The sequence below is a fragment of the Flavobacterium sp. MMS24-S5 genome, from assembly GCF_050320125.1.
Taxonomy (GTDB): Bacteria; Bacteroidota; Bacteroidia; order Flavobacteriales; family Flavobacteriaceae; genus Flavobacterium; species Flavobacterium tyrosinilyticum.
This window is the reverse complement of sequence record NZ_CP190016.1, coordinates 3,040,074-3,066,349: the sequence shown is the minus strand read 5'-3', so window position 1 is coordinate 3,066,349 and position 26,276 is coordinate 3,040,074. Positions and strand designations below refer to the sequence as shown.

Here is a 26,276-nt window from a genome sequence, read left to right as displayed (position 1 = left end):
AATTAAATATTATTCGCAAACTGAGCTGGAGACACTCCAGTTCTTTTGCGAAATGATTTTGCAAAAGATACGGCATTTTTAAAACCAACACTTTCTGCAATTGCCTGTGTCGAATATTTTCGATACAAATGGTTTGTAATCATCTGATTGATAACATAGTTAATTTTCAATTCATTAGAATATTCACTAAAAGATTTTCCAAATCTTTTATTCACTACATAAGACAGATAAGTAGTATTGGTCTTTATTTTTTTTGCAGCATACGAAAGCGTAAAATCGGCATTTAAGTATTCTAGCTTTTCTTCCAAAAGCAATAGTTTTTCTACTATTTTATTTTCTTTGGCTTCGTCGATACTCAAATTAGCATTTTCTTTTTTCAAGGCAACATCCTCTACTTCTAGAATTTCTGTTACTATTGCTTCGGCTGCAACTTGCTCAGTTTCTGTTTTTTCAAGTTCTTTCCTTTCCAGATTAGCTTTGAACTCTTCAATTAAAGCGTTCATTTTCTTTTGCGCTTTATTTTTATCCCTAATATTTTTTATGAGAAAAAATACAATTCCAATTACGAGAATAACATAAAATATTTTCAATGCTTTATTCCAAAACACTTCATATTTATACTTCTCCTGAACGCTAAGCATTTCTCCACTAAGATCTGCCGTACCCAATTTATAGTTAACCTCTAATGCTTCATCTCTTAGATTCCCTTCATATTTTTCGTAAGAATCCAAGTATAGCTTAGAGTGCTTATAGGCTAGCTCAGGTTCATTTTTAATACTGTAAATCTTAGCCTGTATATAATTAGACCTAAAAAAACTAATGTCGACCTTTTTATTTTTTTGACTAATAGAATCTACCTTTTTTAAAAATATAAGCGCTCTATCATATTTTTTAATAGAATAATAAAGGTCTCCTAAATTAAAACAAGCAACTTGATATAGAGATTCATTATCCACTTGTTTTGCATAAAAAGAGATATCGTAATAAATTTTTTCGGCGTTGGTAAAGTCCTTTTTAAACACATAAATATTACCTAAACTAAGTTTAGCAGTAGTCTTGTTATCAATAAATTTATCTGAATACGCTACACTTTTTTTATAATAATATTCAGCAGAATCTAATAAATAGCTTTTTTGACGATTTTTAGAATAATATCCTTCATAAGAATTTCCGAGATTGGTATACGTGTTACTTTTAGAATTTTGAAACTGATCTTTTTCATATAGACTCTCATTCTTGTCTAAGAATGCTTCATTTTGTTTTAAGATTTTTATAGATAACTGATAGTTGCCAACACTTTCATTAAGCAAAGCAATATTGGCTTTGAATTTTACAATTTGAACAACATCATTTATTTTAGAAGAAAGCTTAACTCCTTCCTGATAACTGCCTAGAGCCTTACCATAATTAGATCTTTTCCAATAAGTAAGACCTCTATAGTTACACAGATAGGCTTGCAGTTTTGTTTTTTCGTTTGACTCAGGAATCTTGCTTAATTGCTTTATCGCTTCTGCATACATTTTATCAGACTTATCAGCATTTCCTTTTAACTGATACAAATACGAACCTGCCCCATAAGCAAAAGCTTTGTGCATGTCATTTTTAGACTTAAGCATCTGATTAACATAGCCTAAGCCTTCATCATTATCTCCATTAACACTAAAGCGGATTTTATCCTGTAATTCTAAGTACTTTTCTTCTGTAAGTTCTCCATTGTTTTGAGCCGCTCCACTGAAAAGTGTTAGTAATAAAAAGAAAAAAGAGATGATCAGCCTCATTAAGTTTGTTTTTGGAATTCAAAAATAGTCTATAAATTATCAATAAACTACAATTTATTTGCCAAATTCCTATTAATTTTATTTTTACCATAAAAAAATATAACAATTTTATACCTATTTGTTATATTTTTATTATGTAAATTTGCTTTGCTAAAATTAAATAACATGAAACCAGACCTATTTCAATCTCCAGATTACTATAACTTAGACGATTTGCTAACAGACGAACACAAATTAGTTCGCGAATCTGCACGTGCGTGGGTTAAAAGAGAAGTTTCTCCTACAATAGAAGAATATGCTCAAAAAGCCGAATTTCCTAAACAAATTATAAAAGGTCTTGGCGAAATTGGTGGTTTCGGTCCTTATATTCCTGTAGAATATGGAGGCGCAGGACTAGATCAAATTTCTTATGGTTTGATTATGCAGGAAATTGAAAGAGGCGATTCTGGCGTAAGATCTACCTCCTCTGTACAATCTTCTTTGGTCATGTATCCTATATGGAAATACGGAAATGAAGAACAAAGAATGAAATACTTGCCAAAACTAGCTACAGGGGAATTTATTGGCTGTTTTGGTTTAACAGAACCCGATCATGGTTCAGATCCAGGAAGTATGATTACCAATTTTAAAGATATGGGTGATCATTATCTTTTAAATGGTGCCAAAATGTGGATCTCAAATGCTCCGTTTGCCGATATTGCTATTGTTTGGGCTAAAAATGAAGAAGGCCGTATTCACGGATTAATTGTAGAACGTGGCATGGAAGGTTTTTCGACTCCAGAAACGCACAATAAATGGTCGCTTCGTGCATCTGCAACAGGTGAGCTTATTTTTGATAACGTAAAAGTTCCAAAAGAAAACCTTTTACCAAATAAGTCTGGTTTGGGCGCACCGCTTGGCTGTTTAGATTCTGCTCGTTACGGAATCGCATGGGGAGCAATTGGCGCAGCAATGGACTGCTATGACACTGCTTTAAGATATGCAAAAGAGAGAATCCAATTCGGAAAACCAATTGGAGGAACTCAATTACAGCAAAAAAAATTGGCCGAAATGATTACCGAAATCACAAAAGCTCAATTATTAACTTGGCGTTTAGGTGTTTTAAGAAACGAAGGAAAAGCTACGACTGCGCAGATTTCTATGGCAAAACGCAACAACGTAAACATGGCAATTACCATTGCGCGCGAAGCAAGACAAATGCTTGGAGGTATGGGAATCACAGGGGAGTACTCTATTATGCGCCACATGATGAACCTTGAAAGTGTGATTACGTACGAAGGAACTCATGATATACATTTATTAATAACTGGAATGGATGTAACTGGAATCCCTGCGTTTAAATAATTGATAATTATTAAAATATATACAAAATCAATCTTAAAAAGCTTCTTCTAAAAGAGAAGCTTTTTATCTTTGCATTAAAATTTTTTTAAAATGAATATCGAAACGATAAACAAAAGCATACAAACACAAAAAGACCAACTATTACATCATTCTTTATACAATAAGATTCAAAACATAGATGACTTACACAGCTTTCTAGAAACACACGTTTATGCTGTTTGGGATTTTATGTCACTTTTAAAAGCATTGCAGGCCAAACTTACTTGCACAACAACACCTTGGTTTGCAACTAAAAACCCAGAAACTCGTTATTTAATTAACGAAATTGTTCTTGCAGAAGAAACCGATTTGACAATTGACGGAAGAAGACAAAGCCACTACGAAATGTATCTGGAAGCAATGGAAGCTTGTGGAGCCAATACAACTGGAGTTTTAAACTTTTTATCAGATGTACATTCTCTTCAAAATATATTTGTTGCCATCAAACAAAGTTCATTACATCCAAATGTAAAATCTTTCCTTGATTTTACTTTTAGAGTTATCGAAGAAGGAAAACCACACGAAATTGCCGCTGCATTTACCTTTGGAAGAGAAGATTTGATTCCGAGTATGTTTACTCAGATTTTGAAAAATTTCCAGAAAAACCTTCCCGATACAGATCTAACAAAATTGCTTTACTATTTTGAAAGACATATCGAATTGGATGCCGACGAGCATGGACCAATGGCAATGCAAATGATTACAGAATTATGTGAAGAAGATGCTCAAAAATGGAAAGAGGTTGAAGAAGTTTCAATTCTTGCCTTAGAAAGACGTATCGCACTTTGGAACGCCATCGAAGAAGAAATCGTGATGAAAACCGAAATGGTTTAAAAATAAAATAAGTTATTTAACGTAACTCTTCTCTAAAAAATTCCAATAACTGAAACTGTTTTAACAACAGATAAGTTATTGGAATTTTGTTTTTCATACCTTTGACATTCAAACTGTTGAAAACACTTTCAAATGAAAATTATCGATTTCATTCCAACAGAACAATTAAAGCCTTTTGTCAAAACTTACAGAATTATTGAAAGCGAAGACGAATTGACAAACAGGGTTTTGCCCAGCACTTCGCTAGCAATTGCTTTTCGCTGCAAAGGCGACGTCAATTATATTCAAGAAAATCGGCATGATAAATTACCCCTTTCTACAATTTCGGGTATTCGCAAATCTGTACGATTAATTAATTATGCAAAAGATACGGCAACTCTTGTCGTTCAGTTTAAAGAAGCTGGTGCTAAAGCTTTTTTTAAAGAACCGCTTCATGAATTATTTGAAGAAAGTGTTTCGCTCGACAACTTTATTCCACGGCAAAAAATTGCCATTATTGAAGAACTTTTAGCCGAAGTAAAAACCAACAATCAAAAAATTGCAATTATAGAACAGTTTCTTTTATCAAGACTCCACAATTATAAACCAGACGATTTAATCTCGGCTGCCATTAATATCATACAATCTAAAAAAGGCATCGTTAAAATAAAAGAACTTGCCAATGCACTTTTTATCAGTCAAGATGCTTTTGAGAAAAGATTCCGAAAAACAATTGGATCATCTCCAAAACAATTTTGTTATGTTGTTCGTATAAAATCAATTATCGATCACAAACAAAAAAACCAAAACCTTATCGATCTGGCTTTTGATGCGGGTTATTTTGACCAGCCTCACTTCAATAAAGATTTCAAATTGTTTACAGGACAAACTCCAACAGAGTTTTTCAACTTTCCTTCACTTTGGTAAATCAATGATTTTTTACAATGATTAGAGCTTCGTAATTCTGAATTTTACATCAATAAAAACAAGAATTATGAAAACAAATATTTTAATCGGAATTGTCTTTTTGACATTCTTCAGCTATAGAACAAATGCTCAATCAACAACAATCAATTCAGAAATTGAACCTAAAAAATCAGAAACCATGCAGCAAATTTTTATCGATAAATTTATTGTTCCCGAGAAATCAAAACAAGAATTTTTAGAACGAGTGCGAATCAACCGAAACTTTATAAAACATTTAAACGGATTTGTAAATGACAATGCTTACGAACGCGTTGATGAAAAAGGCAATTTAATTTACATTACAATTGCCGTTTGGGAAAATGAAACGGTCTTGAAAAGCGCCAAAGAAGCTGTACAAGCTTACTATAAAAAAGAAAGTTTTAATATTTTTGAAATGTTTGAAAGACTTCACATTACTATGGAAAGAAATATTTACAAAGAAGCCACAAAACCGTAATCAGTCATTTAACGTAACTATTTGTTTAAAGCGACTAGAATATAATTGGAACAAATTATGAAACCACATTTTAAACAAATAGTTATTATTATACTTTCAGTATTTCTTTTGAGCTGCAGTTCAGACGAAACTACTCCCACAACTTCTCCACCAGTTGTAACTCCACCTAAAGCCACAGAACCACCAATTGCCAGCAAAGTAAATTATTTAGCTTTAGGCGACAGTTACACCATTGGTCAAAGCGTGTGTGCTACGTGCCGTTTTCCTGAGCAATTAAAGGCAAGTTTAAACGCCATGTATTCTAGTAGCATTTCTCTTAAAATAATCGCTACAACAGGCTGGACAACATCCAATTTAATTTCGGCCATTGATTCTCAAAATCCAGAATCCAATTATGATCTCGTAACACTTTTAATTGGTGTTAATAATCAATTTCAGCACAGAAGCTTTTCTATTTACGAAAAAGAATTCCCCGAATTAGTCAACAAAGCCATTATGCTAGCCAAAGGCGACAGAAAAAATGTTGTCGTTATTTCTATTCCAGACTACGCGTATACTCCATACGGACAAGCTCTTGCAGGAAATCAAAGCAGCACAATTTCAACAGAAATTAACCAATACAATTCTTTTGCAGAGAAATATTGCAACACCAATCAAATTGCCTTTGTATCGATTACAGAAATCACGCGCGAAGGACTTAACAATCCAATTTTGGTTGCTTCAGATGGTTTGCACCCTTCAGAAACCGCTTATAGAATGTTTGTCGATAAGATGATGCCGAAGGTTAAAATAGCTTTACAGAATTAATATTTTTAATTTTTAGAAGCAGAAAAACTCATTTTCAAAATCACGTTTAGTCCCGTCCCGATAGCTATCGGGACTGTATCTTTTGTGTTGAACCCCAACACAAAAGGATATCGCTTCTATCGGGGCTAGATTAGACGTTTTCTTTTTCATAAATTTGGCTTTTCGAGAATAATTATAAACCGTATCTTACAAAATCTAGCCTGTTTTTTACTGAAATCTATTTTTCTCTAAAAATTTTAAATACCTTTGAAGTATGAGCACAACAACAAGACCAAGTCATATAGGACGCAAAATCAGCCGAATTCGTGAGCTGAAAGACATGAAACAAGAAGCTTTGGCACAAGCTTTAGGAATGAGTCAACAAAGTGTTTCTGCTATGGAAAACAGCGAAACTGTAGACGAAGAGAAGCTTAAAGAAGTTGCAAAAGCACTTGGAATGACTGTTGAAGCTATTAAAAACTTTTCGGAAGAAGCTGTAATTAATTACTTTAATACTATTTACGATAATGACTTTAGTTATAGCAATGGAGCTATTCAATCAAATAATTGTTCTTTCAATCCTCTTGATAAAGTTGTTGAACTTTATGAGCGTTTGGTTCAGGCTGAAAAGGATAAAAATGAGTATTTGGAGAAGTTGTTGAAAGAAAAGTAAAGCCTTTTATAAATATAGTTATAGAAAAGAGAGCTATTAAGCTCTCTTTTTTTGTTTTATCAAATATTATAAACTGTAACTACAGAGGTCAATTTTATTCTGTCTGACCTTTAATATAAATGTAATCAAGCTTCCCAGAACCATTATCAAAAAAATTAATCTCTTTAATGTTCTGAATGTCTTTCCATCTAATAACATTAAAAGGACTATTAAAGTCAGGGTCTGAAACTTTTAAACCTAATAATTCAATTTTTTCAGCTTTTGTGTCAAATTCAGACACATTGTAAATCGTTATCCAATCTGCTTTATCATTAATAAATACAACTTCATATTTCCCTGATTTGTAAGTCAATCTATCACAAGCTCTATTTACACATGGTGTATTGGATGGTTTTATTTTTTCCGTATTTTCTGCCTTGCCCAAAACTTTTTCAACCGTTGTTCTATCTTTTCCTACTATACTTAAAATATTTACAATTAATTCTTTTTTGGATGTTTCCAAATCTTTCTTAGAAACATCTTCAACTTGATATTTCTTTTGATCATTACACGCTGAAATTATAAATAGCAATATTAAAACTGAGATTGATTTTTTCATTCTATTTTAATTTATGATTAATATTATCAAAATTACATTAACTATAACTTGCTATTTTACGGATTACCATAATGAATAAAATCCTGTACAAAAACTTGTTTATGGAAACATAAAAAGTAACTTCTGAAAATTTTCAACATCAAAAACTAATGCTATAAAAAATTCTTAAAGAAGATAAGTCACTAAACATATTAATAAAAAACCCCGAAATACAGATTTCGGGGTTTGGTATTATTTTAAATTAAAATCTTGCAGAAAGGAAGGGATTCGAACCCTCGATACAGTTACCCATATACAAACTTTCCAGGCTTGCTCCGTCAACCACTCGAAAATCTCTTCTAAATTATTAGTTAGATTTCTTTGTAAGTTTATCTTCCAATTGTTTCAACTCTTCTAAATCCTGTTCATCTGCCTTTTGGGCATCAAGTTGTTTACGCTGCTTATTAAATTCTTCATAAATCGCATCAACTTTTTCTTCCATTTGTAAATGCGTCACTTTTCCTTTATGAGTTAAAACTTCTTTGTCATTAAACTCTATAATTCGATCAACATTTGTTTTCCAAAAATTCATTGTAATATCTTGTGCATTCTTTGCTCGTAATTCTGCCGTTTCAAGAAACACTACTACAAATCGATTTAGCAAATCAATCTCATCACTAGTAAGATAATTTTTTGCTATATAAATATCCTGTTTTCGCACAATACCACCTTTCCAACTTGTAAGTGCCATATTTGGAACATCTGCATTGGCACGAGAAACAATTAATTCTGCGGCTGTTTTTCCTGTAATAGCGTAAAGCAATTTATTTTGCGTATCTGCAAAAAACATTTGAGTAGCTTTGTCTGTAGCATCATAATCGCTACTCAAAGCAAAAAGATCTCGAACTTTTTGATAGAATCTTTTTTCAGAAGCACGAATATCCCTAATTCGTTCGAGTAATTCATCAAAATAATCTGTTCTTCCGCTTGGGTTTTTAAGACGTTCGTCATCCATTACAAACCCCTTAATCATATATTCTTGCAGATTTTGATTTGCCCATTGTCTAAACTGTGTACCTCTTATACTTCGCACTCTAAAACCAATTGCCAAAATCATAGGTAAAGAATAAAATACAACATTATATTTTTTGCCATCAGAGGCAGTTGTCAAGTAATCCTTGACAACTGAATTTTCATCTAACTCGTTCTCTTTTAAGATATTTAGAATATGCAGACTAATATTTTGCTTAGAGGTGTCAAAAAGTTCTGCCAATTGGTTTTGGCTCATCCAAACATCACCATCTTTTGCAAAAAGAGCTACATTAGATTTTCCATCAACGGTGTTATAAAAAATAAATTCCTGCTTTTCCATCTTAAAAGGACGTTTAATATGAGTTGCAAAAAAACAATTGTACTACCAATTAATCCTATTCTAGTTAATCTAAATGTACATTGCGCAATTCTAGAAAGTTAATAAAAAAACCTCGAAATATACATTTCGAGGTTTGGTATTATTTTTAATTAAAAACTCGCAGAAAGGAAGGGATTCGAACCCTCGATACAGTTACCCATATACTAGCTTTCCAGGCTAGCTCCTTAAACCACTCGGACACCTTTCTAATTTGGTCTGCAAATAACACAAAAAAAACTGACTTTACAAAGGTAAAATCCAAGTTCCTTTTAAATGCTTTTTTTAAATTCTTCCATAAATAGTTTTACGGCTTTTTTCTGGTAACCTCCCATTGTCAACATGTAGGAATCTCTCTTTGTAGAAACTCCTGTAATTTGAATTGCTTGTAGGCTATCCCAATCTTTTAGAGCCATTTCGGCAACAATTGTGGCCCAATCGCTATTTTCGACCATTTGCAATAATGCGTGAATAGACTGGAGCTCTATCGAAATTTTAGGTTTCATATTAAACTTTTTAAACAATTCTTCGACATATTCTCGCGAATTGGATCCTTTCCCTGGCAATATCAGCGGAATATCCTCTATTTTCTTAAAAGCAATTTTGTCCAAATTGGCTAAAGCATGATTTTTAGAAACCACCATAACCATATTTGAAGTAAATAATGGCACTTTCTGAATCGGCATTTCAATTTCGTGTGACGAAATAACGAATACCAAATCCAATTCGTTGTCAATTAACTTCTGTTCTAAAACCTCGGTAGTTCCATATTCGACAATAATTTTGAGATTTTGGTATTTTTTAGCAAATGCATTAACCACAGGCAAGATCAATAATCCAAAAATATACGTCACGCCAATACGTAATTCGCCGCCAATCATTTCGTTTAAATCCTCAATGGCCTGTTTTCCGTTTTCTACATTCTCTACTACTTTTTTAGCATGAATTAAAAAAACCGAACCTGCTTCTGTCAATTGCACTTTTTTGCCGATACGCTTAAACAAAGGCAAACCAAGTTCTTCTTCGAGTTTTTTAATTTGTTGCGAAAGTCCCGATTGCGTTACAAAACACAATTCTGCCGCTTTGGTAAAGTGCAAAACCTCAGCTGTTTTGATAAAATATTGCAGTTGATAAATTTCCATATTGATAAGTTTTACTACTTATTATCAGTAAAATTATTAATTTTTCTAATGCTATCATAATCCCGACCTTTGTATTAAATATTTAGAGTCATGTTTAAAGCCTTAAAATCAAAAAATTTCAAATTATTTTTCTACGGTCAATCGGTATCTGTTATCGGAACCTGGTTGCAAAAAACAGCAGTAAGCTGGATGGTTTACAGCATTACAGGATCTGTTTTTTTATTAGGTTTGGCAACTTTCTTAAGTATGATTCCGTCTTTGTTTCTGGCACCTTTAGCAGGAAGCATTATTGGGCGTTATGACAGACATCGAGCGATGATGGTATTGCAATCTTTGGCAATGCTTCAAGCTGGAGCTTTGGCTCTGCTTATTTATCTTAAAATTTACAATATCAATTTTATACTTGCGCTAAGTCTTATTCAGGGAATTATCAATGCTTTTGATATGACGTGCCGTCAAACCATGATGATTGATATTGTTGATAATAAAGAAGATCTCCCGAATGCTGTAGCGCTAAACTCTACCATGAATAATTTTGCTCGTATTGCAGGTCCTGCTCTTGCTGGAATTATCTTGCATCAATATGGAGAAGATATCTGTTTTATTGGGAATTTCGTAAGTTACGTACCCGTTTTGATTTCGCTAATGCTGATGAAAATCACTCCTCATATTAAAGCTGAAAACAAGCTGAATATGCTAGATGATTTAGTAGAAGGTTTAGATTATGTAAAAAAAGAAACCGAAATGGCCAGAATGCTTTTAATGCTTACCTGCAGCAGTTTATTCGTCATTTCTTTTAATACTTTGATGCCGGTTTTTGCAAAAGATATCTTTAACGGAAATGCCGAAACTTTCAGCTGGTTTGAAAGCGCTGCCGGAATTGGTTCTGTTTTGTCTGCAATTTATTTGGCCAATCTAAAATCTGCTGAAAACATGAACAAATTGATGATCTCGGCAAGTTTACTTCTTGGTTTCAGCGTAATTATTCTAGCCGTTTCAAGCAGTATTACAATTGCATTGATCTGTATGACTTTAAGCGGAATTGGAATGATGGGACAAACTTCTTCTATCAACATTTACATTCAGACTCATAGTACTGTCAATATGCGGTCAAGAAGCATTAGCTACTACATGATGGCTTATCAAGGAATGATTCCTGTGGGAAGTTTAATTATTGGATATGTTTCTCACTTTTTAGGTGTAAGAGCTACAGTCGCTGTTCAGGGAATTATCTGTCTTATTTCTGTAATTGTTTATTTGTATTACAAAAAACATAAAGCAATCGAAGATTTGGAAACTTGTCCGGTTGAGTATCGAAATTCCAAGTTTTAAGTTTTAAATTCCAAAAAAGAAATTCCAAATTCCAATTTTTCCAAACGTTAGAGAATTAATAAACTACTTTGGTCAGCTTTGTCAAAGTTTTAAACTTTGACAAAGCTCTTTATCGTAAATGATTGGAATTTGGAATTTAAAACTTGATATTTCCTTTAAAAAATATTGGAATTTAAATTCTAAGAAATCTCCCCGCGAAGTGCAGTTTCAAAAATATCTTTAAACTCGTTTTGAGGAATATTATGACCAAGCAAATACATCAATTTAGTAATTGCCGCTTCTGTCGTGATGTCTTTTCCTGAGATCACTCCAAGTGATTTTAAAGCTGTACTGGTTTCGTATTGTCCCATGTTTACACTTCCGCCAGAACATTGCGTTACGTTTACGATATGCATTCCCGATTTGATTGCTTTTTCTATTAGGTTTAAAAACCAATCTTCGGTTGGAGCATTTCCTGAACCGTAAGTTTCTAAAATAATTCCTCTTAAACCTTGAGTTGCAAGGATTGAAGCTAGAACAATTTCGCTCATTCCTGGGAACATTTTAATGATTGCAACGTGATTATCCAAATTTTTATGAACGATCAGCTTTGCATCTTTATTTATTGGAAGAAATAAATGCTTGTTTAATTTTAAATGAACACCAGATTCAACCAATTCAGGATAATTTGGCGCCGTAAAAGCTCTAAAATGTTCTGCGTTTACTTTAGAAGTTCTATTTCCGCGGTATAATTTGTATTCAAAATACAAACACACTTCTGTAATAACTGGTTTCCCGTTTTCTTGAAGAGAAGCAATCTGAATTGCTGTAATCAAATTTTCTTTTGCATCGGTACGCAAATCACCAATTGGCAATTGCGAACCTGTAAACACGACTGGTTTGGCCAAATTCTCCAGCATAAAGCTTAATGCCGAAGCCGAATAAGACATGGTATCTGATCCGTGAAGCACTACAAATCCGTCGTAAGTAGTGTAATTTTCCTCGATAATGGTGGCAATTCTTGTCCACATTTCGGGATTCATATTAGAAGAATCAATTGGATGTTCGAACGAAATTGATTCGATTTCGCAGTCCAATTGTTTAATTTCTGGTATTTTCTGAATTAATTTACCAAAATTGAAGGCTTTAAGCGCTCCAGTTTCAAAATCTTTGCTCATACCGATAGTTCCTCCGGTATAAACCAATAATATTTTTGCTTTAGATGACATCTTGGTATTTCAATTTATTGACAACAGGGTTAGCATACATAGCCAAGAATCCTTGTCTTGTCACAGGATTATCGCTTCCGATACGCATTTCTAAACGACGCTCAAAAAGCTGTTTTTCGCTTTCTTTATACTTGTGAGCAAACTTGTCTGTTTCGTTTAAAATATCGTAAGCAATAAAGTTTGTTGGCCATAATTGGTAGTTTTTCAAAATAACATCATCAATAGTTTGTGCCAAAGCTTGAACTTGCTTGTTTGCATTATCGTTTTCAGCCACAATCTGATCGATTTCTGTATCCAGAACATCGCCAACAGAAATATGTATTCTTTTTTTAGTTCCCATGATACCACTCAAAATGGTCATGAAATCTTCGTTTTTGTCTTTTACGTAAACTTCGTTATTTGCTTCTGCCATTAATTGCGGCATTTTCAAAACATCAGTCGGATCGTATTCGTAAGAAATAGAAACTGGAACAATTTTTAATTTCTTAAAATAATCCATTAAGTTTTCTTCGTCAGACCCCATTCCAATCATTTTTAAAACTCCTGGATTGGTTTCGTCATTTCCATCTTTTGTTCTTCCTTCTCTTTGGGCAATCCAAACCGAACGATTTTCGCGAAGGAGTAATTGTCCCATATATTCAGACAATAACTTTGAACTTTGCAGCATTTCACGAGGCGTTAATCCTCTTAAAACCAAAAAGTTTCTATTTAATTTTGCTAAAGTTGCCAAGAACGCTTTCTTTACTAAATTATCTCCAATTGCCGAAGCAGTCATTACCAAACCATGTTCAAATAGACAAACATTTAATAATGTTGTATCCAAAAGAATGTCTCTATGATTCGAGATAAACAGATAAGAAGTATTAGGTTCCAGTTTTTCAAAACCTGAAGTTGTAAGACCTTCAGAACTTTTTTCTAAAACTTTCTGGATTGTGTTGTAAATAAAGTTGCATTGAAAATCACGAATAGAATGTGTTTTCTTTAATTGTTCCTTCCAAACCTCATCTTCTACGTCCGGAAAAGTAAAGTTCATCATGGTTTTCATCATAGGATGATTTACTACACCATGAAGTGCTTCATTTATTTCGGAATCATAAAACGGTCGAATGGCATCAAATCTCTGCATTATTTATTTGGGTTTAAGTGGGCAAAAGAACAAAAAAAAAATTAAAGTTTTGTAAGGTACAGGTTAAATCCCAAAAACGTCTTTCGAATTCTGGGTTGTAACTGCTGCAATTTCTTCTGTAGAAACTCCATATACATCGCTTAATTTAGCAATAACGTTGACCAAATAACTGCTTTCGTTTCTTTTTCCTCTAAACGGAATTGGTGCTAAATATGGAGAATCAGTCTCCAAAACGATGTGTTTCAAATCTATTTGATTTAAAAACTGATCGATTTTTCCGTTCTTAAAAGTAACAACGCCGCCAATTCCTAATTTCATTTTGTAGGAAATCGCACGTTCTGCTTGTTCTAAAGTTCCGGAAAAACAATGAAAAATCCCAAATAAATCTTCAGATTTTTCTTCTTCTAACACTTCAAAGATTTCATCAAAAGCTTCTCTGCAATGAATTACAATGGGTAATTTATATTGTTTTGCTAACTGAATTTGTCTTTTAAAAGCGATTTGCTGTTCTTTTAAATGTGTTTTATCCCAATACAAATCGATCCCGATTTCGCCGACAGCATAGAATTTTCTTTTAGATAATTCTGCTTCTACATGTGCTAATTCTTCCAGATAATTATCTTTCACGTAAGTAGGATGCAAACCCATCATTAGAAATACATTTTCGGGATAGTTTTTCTCCAAATCGTACATAGACTGTGTAGCGGCAGCATCAATTGCGGGAATAAAAAAACGAGTAATTCCCGCATCAATGGCGCGCTGAATCATTGCGTCACGATCCTGATCGAATTCTTCAGAATATAAATGCGTGTGGGTATCGGTAATAATGGGTGTTGAATTCAAAACTATAATTTTAAAGCGCCAAAATTACGACAATATTAAAAGAATAGCAATTTCGTAAATGGGACAAGGATAAAACGGATTTCACTTTCGTGAAAACGCTGATGTTGACTGATTTTCTCTTTTTACAAATGTCTGAAAATAAAAAACCTTTGTCAAAGCTTGAAGCTTTAACAAAGGTCAGAATAATAATCACCTAATTTTTGTTATTCTGAAGAACAAAGGGCCTCACAAGAAGCGTCGAAAAGAAAACCCCCATTTTTTCTCTCGATCAGCTAGTGTGACCCCTCGTTCTTCAGTATGACAAACGAGGTTTTATTTTCCCGTTTCTATATATAGCAAAGCCCGTTCCAAAACTTCATCTTTGCCTTGTTGAATACCTAAAATTGTTGGTTTTATCTCAATATCGGGAACAATTCCTATACGTTGGGTTTCTCTTCCGTCTGGGTAGTAAACGCCAATACCAGAGAAATTAGTATGATAACCACTAAAATCAAATTCAAAAACATTTCCGTCTGCTCCGGCAGTCTGACTTCCAATAATTGAGGTATTTCCTGCTGTTTGAAAACACATCGCCGTCCATTCTGACTGGCTTATAGAATCTTCATTAAGCAATACAACAACTTTTCCTTTGTAATGGTCTTTATTTTCAAATCCCACTTTTCTTCCTTCTTCCCAAGTATACTTTCCTGGATAATTTGAATATGGATACGTATAAAGGCAAAATTCTTTTTCTTCAGAATTCAAAAAATTACCAATTTCCCCAAAAGTTCCATTTGGATAATTTCTCATATCAAAAACTATAGCTTTTGTCGATTTCAGAGCATCAATCATATTAGGAACGTTTTTGGGTTTAATAACTCCCATGTTTACGTAACCGATATTATTGTCCAAAAGTTTAAATTTATCTTTCTTTATCTGTGCTCCTTTTTTATACTCATTTCGATGCGAATCGTGATAGTTAAACCAAGTCATTGACTTTGTTTCGTATTTTCCATCTTTTAGGAATTCTACATTTACCTTTTCAGATTCGCTCACTAAAATTGTGCGCAGAACTTTATCCAGAAAAGCAACCTCGTTTGAAGCAGAAATAATATCTCTTTTCTCTTCAATAATTTCTCTAATGCTCTTATCGTTTATTTTAGTAATTACAGTTCCAATTTTAATATTGTCGGCCTGTGCGAGACTATCTCCCAAAATCTCGGTAATTACTAATTTTTCATCTATTACTTTACCTGTTGCTGGAAAATAATAAAAACTCTTTTTTGTTGTTTCAGACGGGTAAATATGAAACTGAACATGAGTATCATTGAGTTTTGCAGCCGCTTTTCTCAATACTTTATAAAAATCTTCTGGTGTTTTGGACTCAACAACAGAAGGTAATAACTCATTTAAAGTTTTATCCCATTTCTGATCCATTATGTATTTGTATGGATAATAATATTCTACCACATTCCAATACGCATAAAACATTAAAAGCTTTGAATTTTTATTAGTGTAATCAAGATTAAAATAGTTTTTTAAGTTTTTAAAACCGTCAAAACTTGGTCCAAATTCTTCATTACTTTGAAATCTGTTTTCTTCGATAAATTTTAATTTTTTTGAGAGCCTTTTAGAAAACAATTTGTCATTGAACCAGCTTAGATCAAAGTTCTTATCAAAAAATTTAACCTCTTTTGGAGTAACAATTGGAGCAATTTCTTTTACTGGTCCAAGATCATCAATCCAATTTTCTAAGATTAAAGACAACTCTTCTTTTGTTTGTGCTTTTTCTATTAATGGCAATTTCTCCAAAAGCTGATTATCCCAATTCAATTCTCCATTAGCCACTTTTGGATGATAATATTTTAAGAAACCCCATACTTTACAAGTCGCAGCTAATTTTTCAGTCTCGGTAATTTTATTGAAACTAAAAATGGTTTGCGAACAAATAAAAAGAAACAACAGGATAACTTTTTTCATTTTGGTTTTAATGGTTAGGTTAAATTGATTTTGGGCTATTCCTTAAAAAGAAAATCGAATTTAGAACTAAAATTCCAAATTCGATTGAGGTTTCCCGTAAAGAGATAAAATTTTTCTTAATAATTTAATTTTACTCCAATTCTTCAAGTAATTGTTCTACATCATCATAGCCTTCATAGTCTTGCGAAATGGTCTGTAAAATGGCTTTGCATTCGTTATATTTTCCTTGTTTTAGCTTAGATAAAGCCAGATTCCACTTTGCTTTTTCTTTGTAAACAGAATTTCCGGCTTCCAATTCTTTAAAAATGGTTTCTGCTTTTACGTATTTGCTTACCTGCAATAATGAAACAGCATAAAAATATTTTATTTCATCTGAATTGTTTTCCTTCAAAATACTTTCAAAAATCGGAATCGCGGTTTCATATCTTTTTCCGTTAAAATTATTTTCTGCTTGTTTTAAAATGGCTTCAGAAACGCCTCTTTCTGTAAAATAGGCACTTTCTGGATGGTTATAATCTTCAAAATTAGGATAATGTCTATAATCAAAGAAAAACAATCCGAACATTACAATTATAGAAATTGCTACGGCAAAATACCAAGGTTTAAGCGACGCTGTTTTATGTTTCTTTTTATTGAAATATTTATCTGAAATTTTAGTCAGGTTTCCTTCAAAAGCAACTCTATCCTCTTCTATTTCCTGTTTATTTTCATTTCCGTAACGCTTTTGTTCTTCTTCAAATTTTTCTGTTTGAGCAATCAATTCGTGAGCAGATTCATTAACAGATACCACGTTTTCATAAATTGTTACATCTTTATGAGCAGAATTTTTGAGTTCGTTTAGCCATCGTCTTTTACAAAGCAAGAAAAAATAGGCATCAAATGGACATGTTAAGTGAAGTTTTCTCGCTTTCGCCTGATTAAAAAGCAAAACCATGATTTCGTGAACCACATCCTGCGCTTGATCTTTGTCTCCAGAATTATTGGTTATAAACTGGACCACTTTGGGCGCAAACTTTTTATATATCATTTCAATTACTACCGAGTCATTTGCAGCAAGTCCGTCGATATATTTTTGATCCGGATGAATTGTATTTAAATCCATAAAAAAGCATTTTATAGCTAATTTAAAAAAAAGAATCCTAAAAATCTTAAAAAACAAAAGGTAACCCCATTATAATCAACTACATATAATCAAAAAAAACTTAAAAAAAGCTTTAAAAATTTAAAAGGATAAAAATAGGAAACAAACCTTACGTATATTTTGAAACTCCAACAAGCCTTCCAATTATATCTTTTGCATATCATTAGTTTTTTGGGTTTAATTGCTTTATTTTTGAGTTTCAATCAATACTAGGAATGGAAAATCTTCACGAAATTCTCAAAATAGAGAAGTACAAAAAAATAAAGTTTAAAATAACCAAAACACAGCATTTGCTAATTAAAGCTAAAATTAATGGCTATTCTGGAAATTTTATTTTAGATACAGGCGCATCCAATACTTGTGTAGGTTTTGAGTCTATTGAACGTTTTGAACTTGCTGCAAAAAATTCTAAAACAAAAGCTTCTGGAGCTGGAGGAACCGGAATGGCAACACAGATTTCGTCTCAAAATAAACTGCAATTGGGCAGCTGGAAAAGTAAAGATTTTAGCATTGTCATTTTTGATCTTTCACATGTAAACGAAGCATTAGAATCATACAAAGCAAAACCAGTTCACGGTATTATCGGTGCCGATGTTTTATTGCAAGGAAAAGCAATTATTGACTATTTTAACCATTATTTGTATTTAAAATAAGACAATCCCTTTTTTTGATATATTTGTTGAGCTATTTTAACAAATATATCTGTATGAAAAAAACTCTACTTTGTTTTCTCTTTTTATTGCCTACTTTAATTTTTGCTCAGATTAGCAAACTTGAAACCTGCCAAAATTATCCTTTATTTGATTTGACTACTAAAAGTGCGGAACTAATTGGAAATTTAAATCCATTGCAGACAACCGTCAGCTATCATCTAAGTCTGGAAGATGCTAATAATAATGTAAATGCAATACCTGATCCTGTCAGGTATTCTTCTTATAATCCTCGCACTATATATGCCAGAATAAATAATAATGGCACTATTAGCATTAACTATTTTGAGTTAAGTTTCTATCCGTCTTTTGAAGTTCAATATCTCACAACTGCAATAACTTGTGATCAACCAAAATCACAAATTATGATAGTGGTGCCAGGAGGCAATACCACTTATTATTATTCTCTTGATTATGGAGAAACTTACAAGCCTACAAATTTCTTCTATTTAGATCCTGGAAACTATACAGTTCTGATTAGAGACAGTAAAAATTGTGCACCTCTCAATAATCCTTTACACATACAAGTAGGTAGCTATACTCCATTGATTGCAAATGCAACTGTTACAGAAGGTGTTAGTTGCGGCGATAAAGATGTTGTTACAATCACAGGAACTGGAGGGGCATCTTTTTATACTTATTCTTTTGATGGAAAAAATTACTCCGCCTCAAATGTATCAAGCGAATTAAAAGCGGGAACTCATACTGTATACATAAAAGATCAAGTTGGATGTATTGCTTCAACAAACGTTACAGTCAATCAATATAAATCTACTTTATCTTCAATGGCTGCGATAACCAATACTACTTGTAATAACAAAGGTTCAATTAAAATTGTTACCGAAGGCGGAAAACTGCCATACCAGTATTCTATAAATGGTGCTCCTTATATAACTAATCAAACATCTAACTTTACTTTAAACAACTTAGAACCAGGCGCTTATTCTATAACAACAAAAGATGATGCAAACTGTACATTTACACAAAACATTCTTATAAGACAATATAACCCAATATCTGTTGATTTAACAGCCAAAAATGTATCCTGTAAATCAGCAGCAGACGGATCAATTGAAGCAAATGCAACTGGCGGTGTTTTTCCATACAAATTCCAACTTAGAAACGCCATTGGAACTCAACTAACAGACCCGCAATCGTCTAATATTTTTAAATATCTAGGAGTGGGAGATTACACTGTTGATGTTATTGATGCCGTAAACTGCAGTATAAGATCATCAATAATACATATAAGCGAGCCTGATCCAATAATTGTAAGTGTAAATATTGAAAATCAGACCATAACTGTAAATGCAGTTGGAGGAACTGGAAAATATCTTTATTCTTTAGATCCTTTCGAACGTGTGGCTAATAATGTCTTTACAAATGTAAGTTTTGGAAATCATGAAATTTATGTTATCGATGAAAATGGCTGTTACACCATGCTATACATAACGGTTAATCCGCCAGCGCCTTTAATAGATGGTAAAAAAGAAATGGTTTTAGAGTTTAAATCTGGGCAAACTTTAGGTGATCTTGTTATTAATGGTCAAAACATTAAATGGTACAGTAGACCCGGAACTTCTCCAACCGGAAAAACAAGTAAAGTTGCCATAGAGCCTTCTTTACCATTATCGACAGTTTTGGTTGATGGCGTAACTTATTATGCTTCTCAAACTATAAACGGAATCGAGAGTAAAGAACGTCTTGCTGTAACTGCAAAATTAAATGGTTCGCTTTCTAATCCAGATTTTGACTTGACTGGTTTTCAGTTTTACCCAAATCCTGTAAAACATATTTTATCAGTCAAAAACAGATCAGTTATTGAAGACATTCAAATTTTCTCTGTTTCAGGACAATCTGTTATTTCAAAAAAATTAAATAGTACCGAAGCTCAAATAGATCTGTCACATCTTGCTTCTGGTCTGTACATTTTAAATATAAAATCTGACGGAAAAGAAAAAGCAGTGAAATTCATTAAAGAATAAAACTTCATAACAAATAAAAAAAGCCTTCATAATTTAAATATGAAGGCTTTTTTACTTTAAAATATATCTTTTTATTGTTCTATTTCTGTTTGCGGAACAGCATGTTTTTTCAACGAAAAATAAGCAACAACTGTACTTAGTAACATTAAAACTCCTCCTAAAATAAAAGGCGCTCCTGCAAATTTAAACGGTGCATCATCGTGCGTGAAAAAGTAAAATGTATTGGCCATCATTGGCGAACCAATAATAGAAGAAGCACTCATTAAGCTGGTTAAAGTTCCTTGAATTTCTCCTTGCTCGCTTGGCTCAACTTTACTTGCAACAACAGATTGAAGTGCTGGTTCAGCAATTCCGCCAAGGCAATACGGAATTAAAAACACAAACATCATCCAGCTTTCTGTTGCAAAAGCAAACAACAGCATTCCGATTGTATATAAAGCTAAACCGATGTAAATACTTTTCTCGTTCCCAATCTTCGGATTTACGTATCTAACCAATCCTCCTTGCACAACTCCTACCAAAAGACCGATTATTCCTAACGAAATTCCAATCATTCTTTCATCCCAATTAAATTGATAAATGGTGAAGAAACTCCAATTACTTTGTACAGCATGAGAACCTACATACAACAAAAATATTGCAGCAATTAAACCAATTAAAGTTGGATATTTTCTCAAACCTAAAATAGCTCCAATCGGGTTGGCACGTTTCCAATCAAAAGGTCTACGATTCTCTTTTTTAAGTGATTCTGGTAAAATAAAAAATCCATAAAGAAAGTTTACCATACATAAAATGGCTGCGGCATAAAAAGGAACTCGTGATCCGTATTGGCCTAAAAGCCCTCCAATAACTGGTCCGATTATGAATCCTAGTCCGAAAGCAGCACCTACTAATCCGAAATTCTTAGCTCTATTTTCAGGAGTGCTGACATCGGCAATATAAGCCGAAGCGGTTGTAATACTCGCACCAGTGACTCCAGCAATAATCCTTCCGATAAAAAGCCAGATAATGGTTGGCGAGAACGCCAGTAAAATATAATCTAAAGAAAATCCGAAAAGGGAAATTAAGATGATTGGTCTTCTTCCGAATTTATCACTTAAATTTCCAATTACAGGAGCAAATACAAACTGAGTTATCGCATACGCGAAAGTTAACCAGCCACCAATTTTTGCCGCTTCGCTGATGTCTCCATGAATCAATTCTTCGATTAGTTTTGGTATTACAGGAATAATAATTCCCCATCCTGTAATGTCTATTAACATGGTTATGAAAATAAAACCAATAGCTGCTGACTTATCTTTTTGTAGCATAATTATTTTAGTAAGGTGATGCAAATAAACAGATTTTTCAATTAACAATAGAAAAATTCCAAATCTCAATGTTTAAATTCCAAAGTTCAAATTCTAAATTCCAATTTAATAAACGCAGATTTCTTTCAATCTGATCTTCTCCAATATTCATCATTTTTATCAACATAACCCGTGGTTTCAACCACGGGAGACGTATTATATACATGGTGTACCCGTGGTTGAAACCACGGGTTATATTTTAATCCATAAAAAAATCCCAAATTCCTAATTGAAGGAACTTGGGATTTTAATGGGGAAATTCCAATTTCGGACTTTGGAATTTCTATTGAAAATCAAAACTATTAATGTGTATGTTTCGGATTAAAACCGTCTTCGCTTAATTCTGTATGCTCATAATCGGCATGCATTTCAGCTTCGTAATCGATTTTTTCTCCTTTAGAGAACTTACGGATAATTTTCTCCATAATGTCGTAGATAACTGGCACAACAATCAAAGTAAGGAATAATGATGAAATCAAACCTCCAATGATTACCCATGCTAATCCGTTTTTCCATTCAGCTCCTGCTCCAGATGCCAATGCAATCGGGAACATACCAAACACCATCGCAATTGTTGTCATCAAGATCGGACGTAAACGAGCGTGATTTGCTTGGATTAGAGCATTTCTAATTGATTCTCCAGCTGCTCTTCGCTGATTGGTATAATCGACAAGCATGATCGCATTCTTACACACTAGACCAATCAACATGATTACCCCTAAGATCGTAAAGATATTTAAAGTGTTGTTTGTTAACGCTAAAGCGAATAAAACTCCAATGAACGAAAGCGGAATAGCAAATAATACGACAAACGGGTGAACGAAACTATCATATAATCCAACCATTACAAGATAAACCAAGATAATAGCGGCTAATAATGCAATTCCTAAAGTACCAAATCCTTCAGATTGGTTCTCTTGGTCACCACCCCAGATGTAGTTAACTCCAGTTGGTTTTTGCAATTTATCCAGTTTTGCTTGCCATTGCTGTACAATTGTTCCTGCTGGCACCCCAACGTTCTGACCTTGTACAGTTACAGAAGCCGTTTTATCTCTACGCTCTAATTTACTTGGTCCAGAACCTTCAGTAATTGTTGCGAATTGATTTAATTTAATCTGCTGACCTGCATTGTTGATAAAAATCAAGTTACTAACATCTGTGATATTTTTTCTATCAAATTCGTTGTATTTGATATTGATGTCATATTCGTATTCACCAGCTCTAAATTTACCGTCTGTATTACCACTATAAGCTGTTTGCATAGTTAAACCAACCGTTTGAAGTGTTAATCCTAAAGCGGCCATTTTATCTCTATCAACTTGAACATTGATCTCAGGGTTTCCATCCTCAACTGTTAATTTAATCTCCGTTGTTCCAGGAATAGTACGTAATTCAGCTTCAGCCATTTTTGCAAATTTCATCGCGCTTTCTACGTTTGGACCTGTTACAATCAAACCTAAAGTTGCATCCTCAGCAGTACCTAAAATACCTACTGGAACCGTTTTAACTTTTGCACCAACTAAAACTTTTTCTAATTTACGTTTTACTTTTGCAGCATAAACATTGGCATCATCCGTACGATCTTTTTGATCAATCATTTTAACGTCAATCTCAGCTTTGTAAGCAGTTGCCTGAGCAGCTCCTAAACCTTCACTGGTTTGTCCTACAGTTGTAATTTGGCTGAAAACATATTTCTCTCCTTTTAAGAAAGCTTCTGCTTTTTGCGTCATAAAGTTAGTTTGCTCTAATGAAGCATCTTTTGGCATCTCAATTTGAACCAAGAACTCACCACTATCAGATGATGCGAAGAACTCTCCTCCAATATATCCACCTCCCATTAACCAGAAGATCGTACCAAAAAACAATACCAGAATAACTCCCATTGTTTTAATGTAGTGATCTAAACACCAGTTAAGCAAGTTTGATACCCAGTTTGTAAAACGAGTTAAGTAGCTTTCAAATCCAAGAATAATTTTTCCAAAAAGATTTTTACCTTCAATATGCTCTAGTTTTCCAAAACGAGAAGATAACCATGGAATAATTGTAAACGAAGCCAATAATGAGAACATCGTAGAGATAATTACCGTAACACAGAATTGTGTAATAATGTTCGATACTAATCCTGTACTCATTGCAATTGGCAAGAACACTACCACAATTACTAATGTAATCGAAGTTACTGTTGCACCAATTTCGGCAGTTCCGTCATAAGCTGCACGGATTCGGCTTTTACCCATCTCCATGTGTCTATAAATATTCTCCAATACCACAATCGCGTCATCCACAAGAATACCAACAACAAGAGATAAACCAAGTAAAGACATTAAGTTAAGGGTATAACCTAATAAATAGATACCAATAAATGTTGCAATCAAAGATGCTGGAATAGACACCATTACGATTAAGGAGTTTCTAATACTGTGCAAGAAAAACAACATTACGAAAGCTACCAGAATAACCGCAATTAACAAATCGTGTACAACAGAATCTGCTGCTTCAAGAGTAAAGACCGTACTGTCTTTTGCTACTTCCAATTTCAATTGAGCCGATTTATAATCGTTCTCTAAAGTTTTTATTGTCTTAATCAATTGCTCACTTACCGCAACGGCATTAGCATCTGACTGTTTTACAATTTGAAGTACAATCGCACTTTTTTGATCTACACGCGCAATTTTCTCCGCGATTTTTTGTGTATCTTGAACATCAGCAATATCTCCTAAACGAACTTGAATTCCGTCTTGTGAAGAAACTACTAAGTTTCTTAATTCATCAACATTTTTATATTTACCCGCTAAACGAATTAATATTTTTTGGTTACGAGTTTGAATGTTACCCGTTGGGAAATCCAGATTCGAAGTTAAGATAGTCTGCTGCACCTGAGGAACTGAAAGTCCGTACCCTTGCATTTTTACTGCGTCAAGGTTTACTTGAATCTCACGCTCTTGACCACCAATAATGTTTACCTGAGCAACCCCTTGTACACGAGATAAAACTGGAGCAATCTTTTTATCGATCAAATCGTAAAACGCTGCTTCGTCCATTTTTCCATTCGCACCAAGCGTCATAATTGGTAAATCACTCAAAGAGAATTTAGTTAATGACGGTGGATCTGCATCGTCTGGAAGATCACTTAAAATAGCATTAATTTTACGCTGCGCATCGTTCATCGAAATATCAACGTTTGCATTTGATGTCAATGTAATCGATACTACAGAAAGAGATTCATAAGATTTAGAATCAATTTTCTTGATATTTTCCAGAGACGCAATCGCATCTTCAATTTTCTTTGTCACTGTATTTTCAACCTCACTTGGAGAAGCTCCAGGATATACAGTTGAAACCGTAATAACGTTGGTTTCGAATTTTGGGATCAGCTCGTAGCCTAATTGGCTGTAGCTGAACAATCCACCAAGAGTCAGAATTGTAAACAATACAATTACCAACGACGGACGTTTTATGGATATTTCGGCTAATTTCATATATCTTATTTTTGGCTTTAGGCTATATGCTGTAGGCTTTAGGCTTTTATTAAAGGCTTAACGTTTATGGCTTAAGGCTTAAAGCGGTATAATTATTTAATAATTTCTACTGTATTTCCGTCTTGTAAATTGATCTGACCTGTAACAATTACTACTTCTCCGTCATTTAAACCATTAATGATTTCAACTTTATCTCCTAAAATTCTTCCAGCTACAACTTTTTTCAATTTAGCAACATTGTTTTCTACAACAAAGATTTCGTTGCTGCTCACACTTCCAACAAAAGCGTTTCTAGGAACCACTTTCAAGTTTTGTTTTTGGTTTTTAGCACCAAAGTTTGCCGTTCCGTACATACCCGCTTTTAGGTCATTGTTTGCATTGTTTGTAATTTCAATTTCTACAGGGAAATTTAAAGATGCATCTGCTTTTGCAGCGATAAAAGTAATTTTTCCGCTAAAAGATTTATCAGGATAAACACTTGCTGTAATATCTACAGTCTGTCCTAATTTTAAACTAGCAACTTGCGTTTCGTTTACTGTAACAGTCAATTTTAATTTAGAAACATTTACAATATCAAATAGAGCAGTTGCAGGCATTCCAGCTAAAATAGAACCTGGTTCGATATATTTTTTATTGATGTATCCGTTAATTGGAGCTTTTACTCTTGTATCTCCAACATTAATTTTAGCTTGAGTATAGTTAGATTGCGCATTAGTCAAAGCCAATTTTGCTTGATCTAATTGTTGTTTTGTAACACCACCTGTTTTGAAAGCATTTTCATATCTAGCATAATCAGATTTTGCATTTTGGTATGCTGCTTCTGCTGCTTGAGCGTTTACATTGATAACATCGCCTCTTACTGTTAAAAGAGTTTGCCCTACTCTTACGTAGTCACCTTCTTTAACTAAAACACTAATTACTTTTCCAGATTTTTCAGCAGAAAAAGTCAATTCCTGAATCGGTGCAAAGTTTCCGTTTGCAGTAAAACCTAAGTTAACATCTTCTGTTTTTACTGTAGCTACTTTTACAGAAACGGCTGCATTTTTTTCTGCTACAATTGCAGTTTTCGCTTCGTTTTCTGTTTTGTTCTTATTTAGAATGTAGTTAATCCCGACAATAGCCACGACTATGATTACGATTGTTATAATTATTTTCTTCATT

At 33.4% G+C, this 26,276-nt stretch carries 21 protein-coding genes and 2 tRNA genes; 9 read left to right on the top strand and 14 right to left on the bottom strand.

What is annotated here, in order from left to right:
* Positions 1–2 precede the first annotated feature (2 nt).
* Positions 3–1,778 carry a helix-turn-helix domain-containing protein gene (locus ACPWTF_RS14210; protein ID WP_250834431.1) on the bottom strand — a complete coding sequence of 592 codons (1,776 nt, stop codon included), beginning with the start codon at positions 1,776–1,778 and terminating at the stop codon, positions 3–5.
* Positions 1,779–1,943: 165 nt separating this feature from the next.
* Between ACPWTF_RS14210 and ACPWTF_RS14205 the strand changes: the two genes are divergently transcribed.
* The 6 genes from ACPWTF_RS14205 (at position 1,944) to ACPWTF_RS14180 (ending at position 6,856) form a co-directional block, all read left to right on the top strand.
* Positions 1,944–3,122: an acyl-CoA dehydrogenase family protein gene (locus ACPWTF_RS14205; RefSeq protein ID WP_427871692.1), complete on the top strand. Its 1,179-nt coding sequence runs from the start codon at positions 1,944–1,946 to the stop codon at positions 3,120–3,122.
* Positions 3,123–3,212: 90 nt separating this feature from the next.
* The gene (locus ACPWTF_RS14200; protein WP_250834432.1) at positions 3,213–3,995 is read left to right on the top strand and encodes a DUF3050 domain-containing protein; all 783 of its coding nucleotides are present in this window, start codon (positions 3,213–3,215) and stop codon (positions 3,993–3,995) included.
* A gap of 132 nt (positions 3,996–4,127) precedes the next feature.
* Positions 4,128–4,901, top strand: a complete 774-nt coding sequence (locus ACPWTF_RS14195; RefSeq protein WP_427871690.1) for an AraC family transcriptional regulator — start codon at positions 4,128–4,130, stop codon at positions 4,899–4,901.
* A 67-nt stretch (positions 4,902–4,968) separates the two neighbouring features.
* Positions 4,969–5,397, top strand: a complete 429-nt coding sequence (locus tag ACPWTF_RS14190; RefSeq protein WP_427871689.1) for a hypothetical protein — start codon at positions 4,969–4,971, stop codon at positions 5,395–5,397.
* Between the two features lie 57 nt (positions 5,398–5,454).
* Complete coding sequence (locus ACPWTF_RS14185; RefSeq protein ID WP_427871688.1) at positions 5,455–6,204, top strand: SGNH/GDSL hydrolase family protein; 750 nt, start codon at positions 5,455–5,457, stop codon at positions 6,202–6,204.
* A 253-nt stretch (positions 6,205–6,457) separates the two neighbouring features.
* Positions 6,458–6,856 (top strand): helix-turn-helix domain-containing protein, encoded by a 399-nt coding sequence (locus tag ACPWTF_RS14180; protein ID WP_427871686.1) that lies wholly within the window; start codon positions 6,458–6,460, stop codon positions 6,854–6,856.
* Between the two features lie 94 nt (positions 6,857–6,950).
* Here the strand turns inward: ACPWTF_RS14180 and ACPWTF_RS14175 are convergent, their stop codons facing one another.
* The 5 genes from ACPWTF_RS14175 to ACPWTF_RS14155 all read right to left on the bottom strand — a co-directional run bounded on the left by ACPWTF_RS14175 (position 6,951) and on the right by ACPWTF_RS14155 (position 9,983).
* Positions 6,951–7,454, bottom strand: a complete 504-nt coding sequence (locus tag ACPWTF_RS14175) for a hypothetical protein (RefSeq protein ID WP_379794908.1) — start codon at positions 7,452–7,454, stop codon at positions 6,951–6,953.
* A 252-nt stretch (positions 7,455–7,706) separates the two neighbouring features.
* Positions 7,707–7,794, bottom strand: a tRNA-Ser gene (locus tag ACPWTF_RS14170).
* A gap of 6 nt (positions 7,795–7,800) precedes the next feature.
* Positions 7,801–8,805, bottom strand: coding sequence for a virulence RhuM family protein (locus ACPWTF_RS14165; protein ID WP_379794909.1), 1,005 nt, complete (start codon positions 8,803–8,805; stop codon positions 7,801–7,803).
* Between the two features lie 160 nt (positions 8,806–8,965).
* Positions 8,966–9,052, bottom strand: a tRNA-Ser gene (locus ACPWTF_RS14160).
* Positions 9,053–9,113: 61 nt separating this feature from the next.
* Positions 9,114–9,983, bottom strand: coding sequence for a LysR substrate-binding domain-containing protein (locus ACPWTF_RS14155; protein ID WP_095929681.1), 870 nt, complete (start codon positions 9,981–9,983; stop codon positions 9,114–9,116).
* 90 nt (positions 9,984–10,073) lie between these two features.
* Between ACPWTF_RS14155 and ACPWTF_RS14150 the strand changes: the two genes are divergently transcribed.
* A complete protein-coding gene (locus ACPWTF_RS14150; RefSeq protein ID WP_427871684.1) occupies positions 10,074–11,315 on the top strand; it encodes an MFS transporter in 1,242 nt (413 codons plus the stop codon).
* Between the two features lie 179 nt (positions 11,316–11,494).
* Here ACPWTF_RS14150 and ACPWTF_RS14145 read toward each other — a convergent pair whose 3' ends face one another.
* The 5 genes from ACPWTF_RS14145 to ACPWTF_RS14125 form a co-directional block, all read right to left on the bottom strand.
* Positions 11,495–12,523 carry an asparaginase gene (locus ACPWTF_RS14145; protein ID WP_427871682.1) on the bottom strand — a complete coding sequence of 343 codons (1,029 nt, stop codon included), beginning with the start codon at positions 12,521–12,523 and terminating at the stop codon, positions 11,495–11,497.
* The gene (locus tag ACPWTF_RS14140; protein WP_095929678.1) at positions 12,513–13,649 is read right to left on the bottom strand and encodes a 1-acyl-sn-glycerol-3-phosphate acyltransferase; all 1,137 of its coding nucleotides are present in this window, start codon (positions 13,647–13,649) and stop codon (positions 12,513–12,515) included. The genes ACPWTF_RS14145 and ACPWTF_RS14140 overlap by 11 nt, the downstream gene beginning before the upstream one ends.
* Before the next feature lie 63 nt (positions 13,650–13,712).
* Positions 13,713–14,492: a TatD family hydrolase gene (locus ACPWTF_RS14135; protein ID WP_250834443.1), complete on the bottom strand. Its 780-nt coding sequence runs from the start codon at positions 14,490–14,492 to the stop codon at positions 13,713–13,715.
* Positions 14,493–14,804: 312 nt separating this feature from the next.
* Positions 14,805–16,451 carry a S41 family peptidase gene (locus tag ACPWTF_RS14130; protein ID WP_427871680.1) on the bottom strand — a complete coding sequence of 549 codons (1,647 nt, stop codon included), beginning with the start codon at positions 16,449–16,451 and terminating at the stop codon, positions 14,805–14,807.
* A 130-nt stretch (positions 16,452–16,581) separates the two neighbouring features.
* Positions 16,582–17,553 (bottom strand): CDC27 family protein, encoded by a 972-nt coding sequence (locus ACPWTF_RS14125; protein ID WP_427871678.1) that lies wholly within the window; start codon positions 17,551–17,553, stop codon positions 16,582–16,584.
* A gap of 254 nt (positions 17,554–17,807) precedes the next feature.
* Between ACPWTF_RS14125 and ACPWTF_RS14120 the strand changes: the two genes are divergently transcribed.
* Positions 17,808–18,245 (top strand): retropepsin-like aspartic protease, encoded by a 438-nt coding sequence (locus ACPWTF_RS14120; RefSeq protein WP_095929782.1) that lies wholly within the window; start codon positions 17,808–17,810, stop codon positions 18,243–18,245.
* Positions 18,246–18,298: 53 nt separating this feature from the next.
* Complete coding sequence (locus ACPWTF_RS14115) at positions 18,299–20,287, top strand: T9SS type A sorting domain-containing protein (RefSeq protein WP_427871676.1); 1,989 nt, start codon at positions 18,299–18,301, stop codon at positions 20,285–20,287.
* Positions 20,288–20,358: 71 nt separating this feature from the next.
* On the opposite strand, the gene ACPWTF_RS14110 is transcribed toward ACPWTF_RS14115, so the two are convergent.
* From ACPWTF_RS14110 to ACPWTF_RS14100, 3 genes are all read right to left on the bottom strand, one after another.
* Positions 20,359–21,597, bottom strand: coding sequence for a TCR/Tet family MFS transporter (locus ACPWTF_RS14110; protein ID WP_427871674.1), 1,239 nt, complete (start codon positions 21,595–21,597; stop codon positions 20,359–20,361).
* A 341-nt stretch (positions 21,598–21,938) separates the two neighbouring features.
* A complete protein-coding gene (locus ACPWTF_RS14105; protein WP_427871672.1) occupies positions 21,939–25,115 on the bottom strand; it encodes an efflux RND transporter permease subunit in 3,177 nt (1,058 codons plus the stop codon).
* Between the two features lie 92 nt (positions 25,116–25,207).
* A complete protein-coding gene (locus tag ACPWTF_RS14100) occupies positions 25,208–26,275 on the bottom strand; it encodes an efflux RND transporter periplasmic adaptor subunit (RefSeq protein ID WP_427871671.1) in 1,068 nt (355 codons plus the stop codon).
* Position 26,276 lies beyond the last annotated feature (1 nt).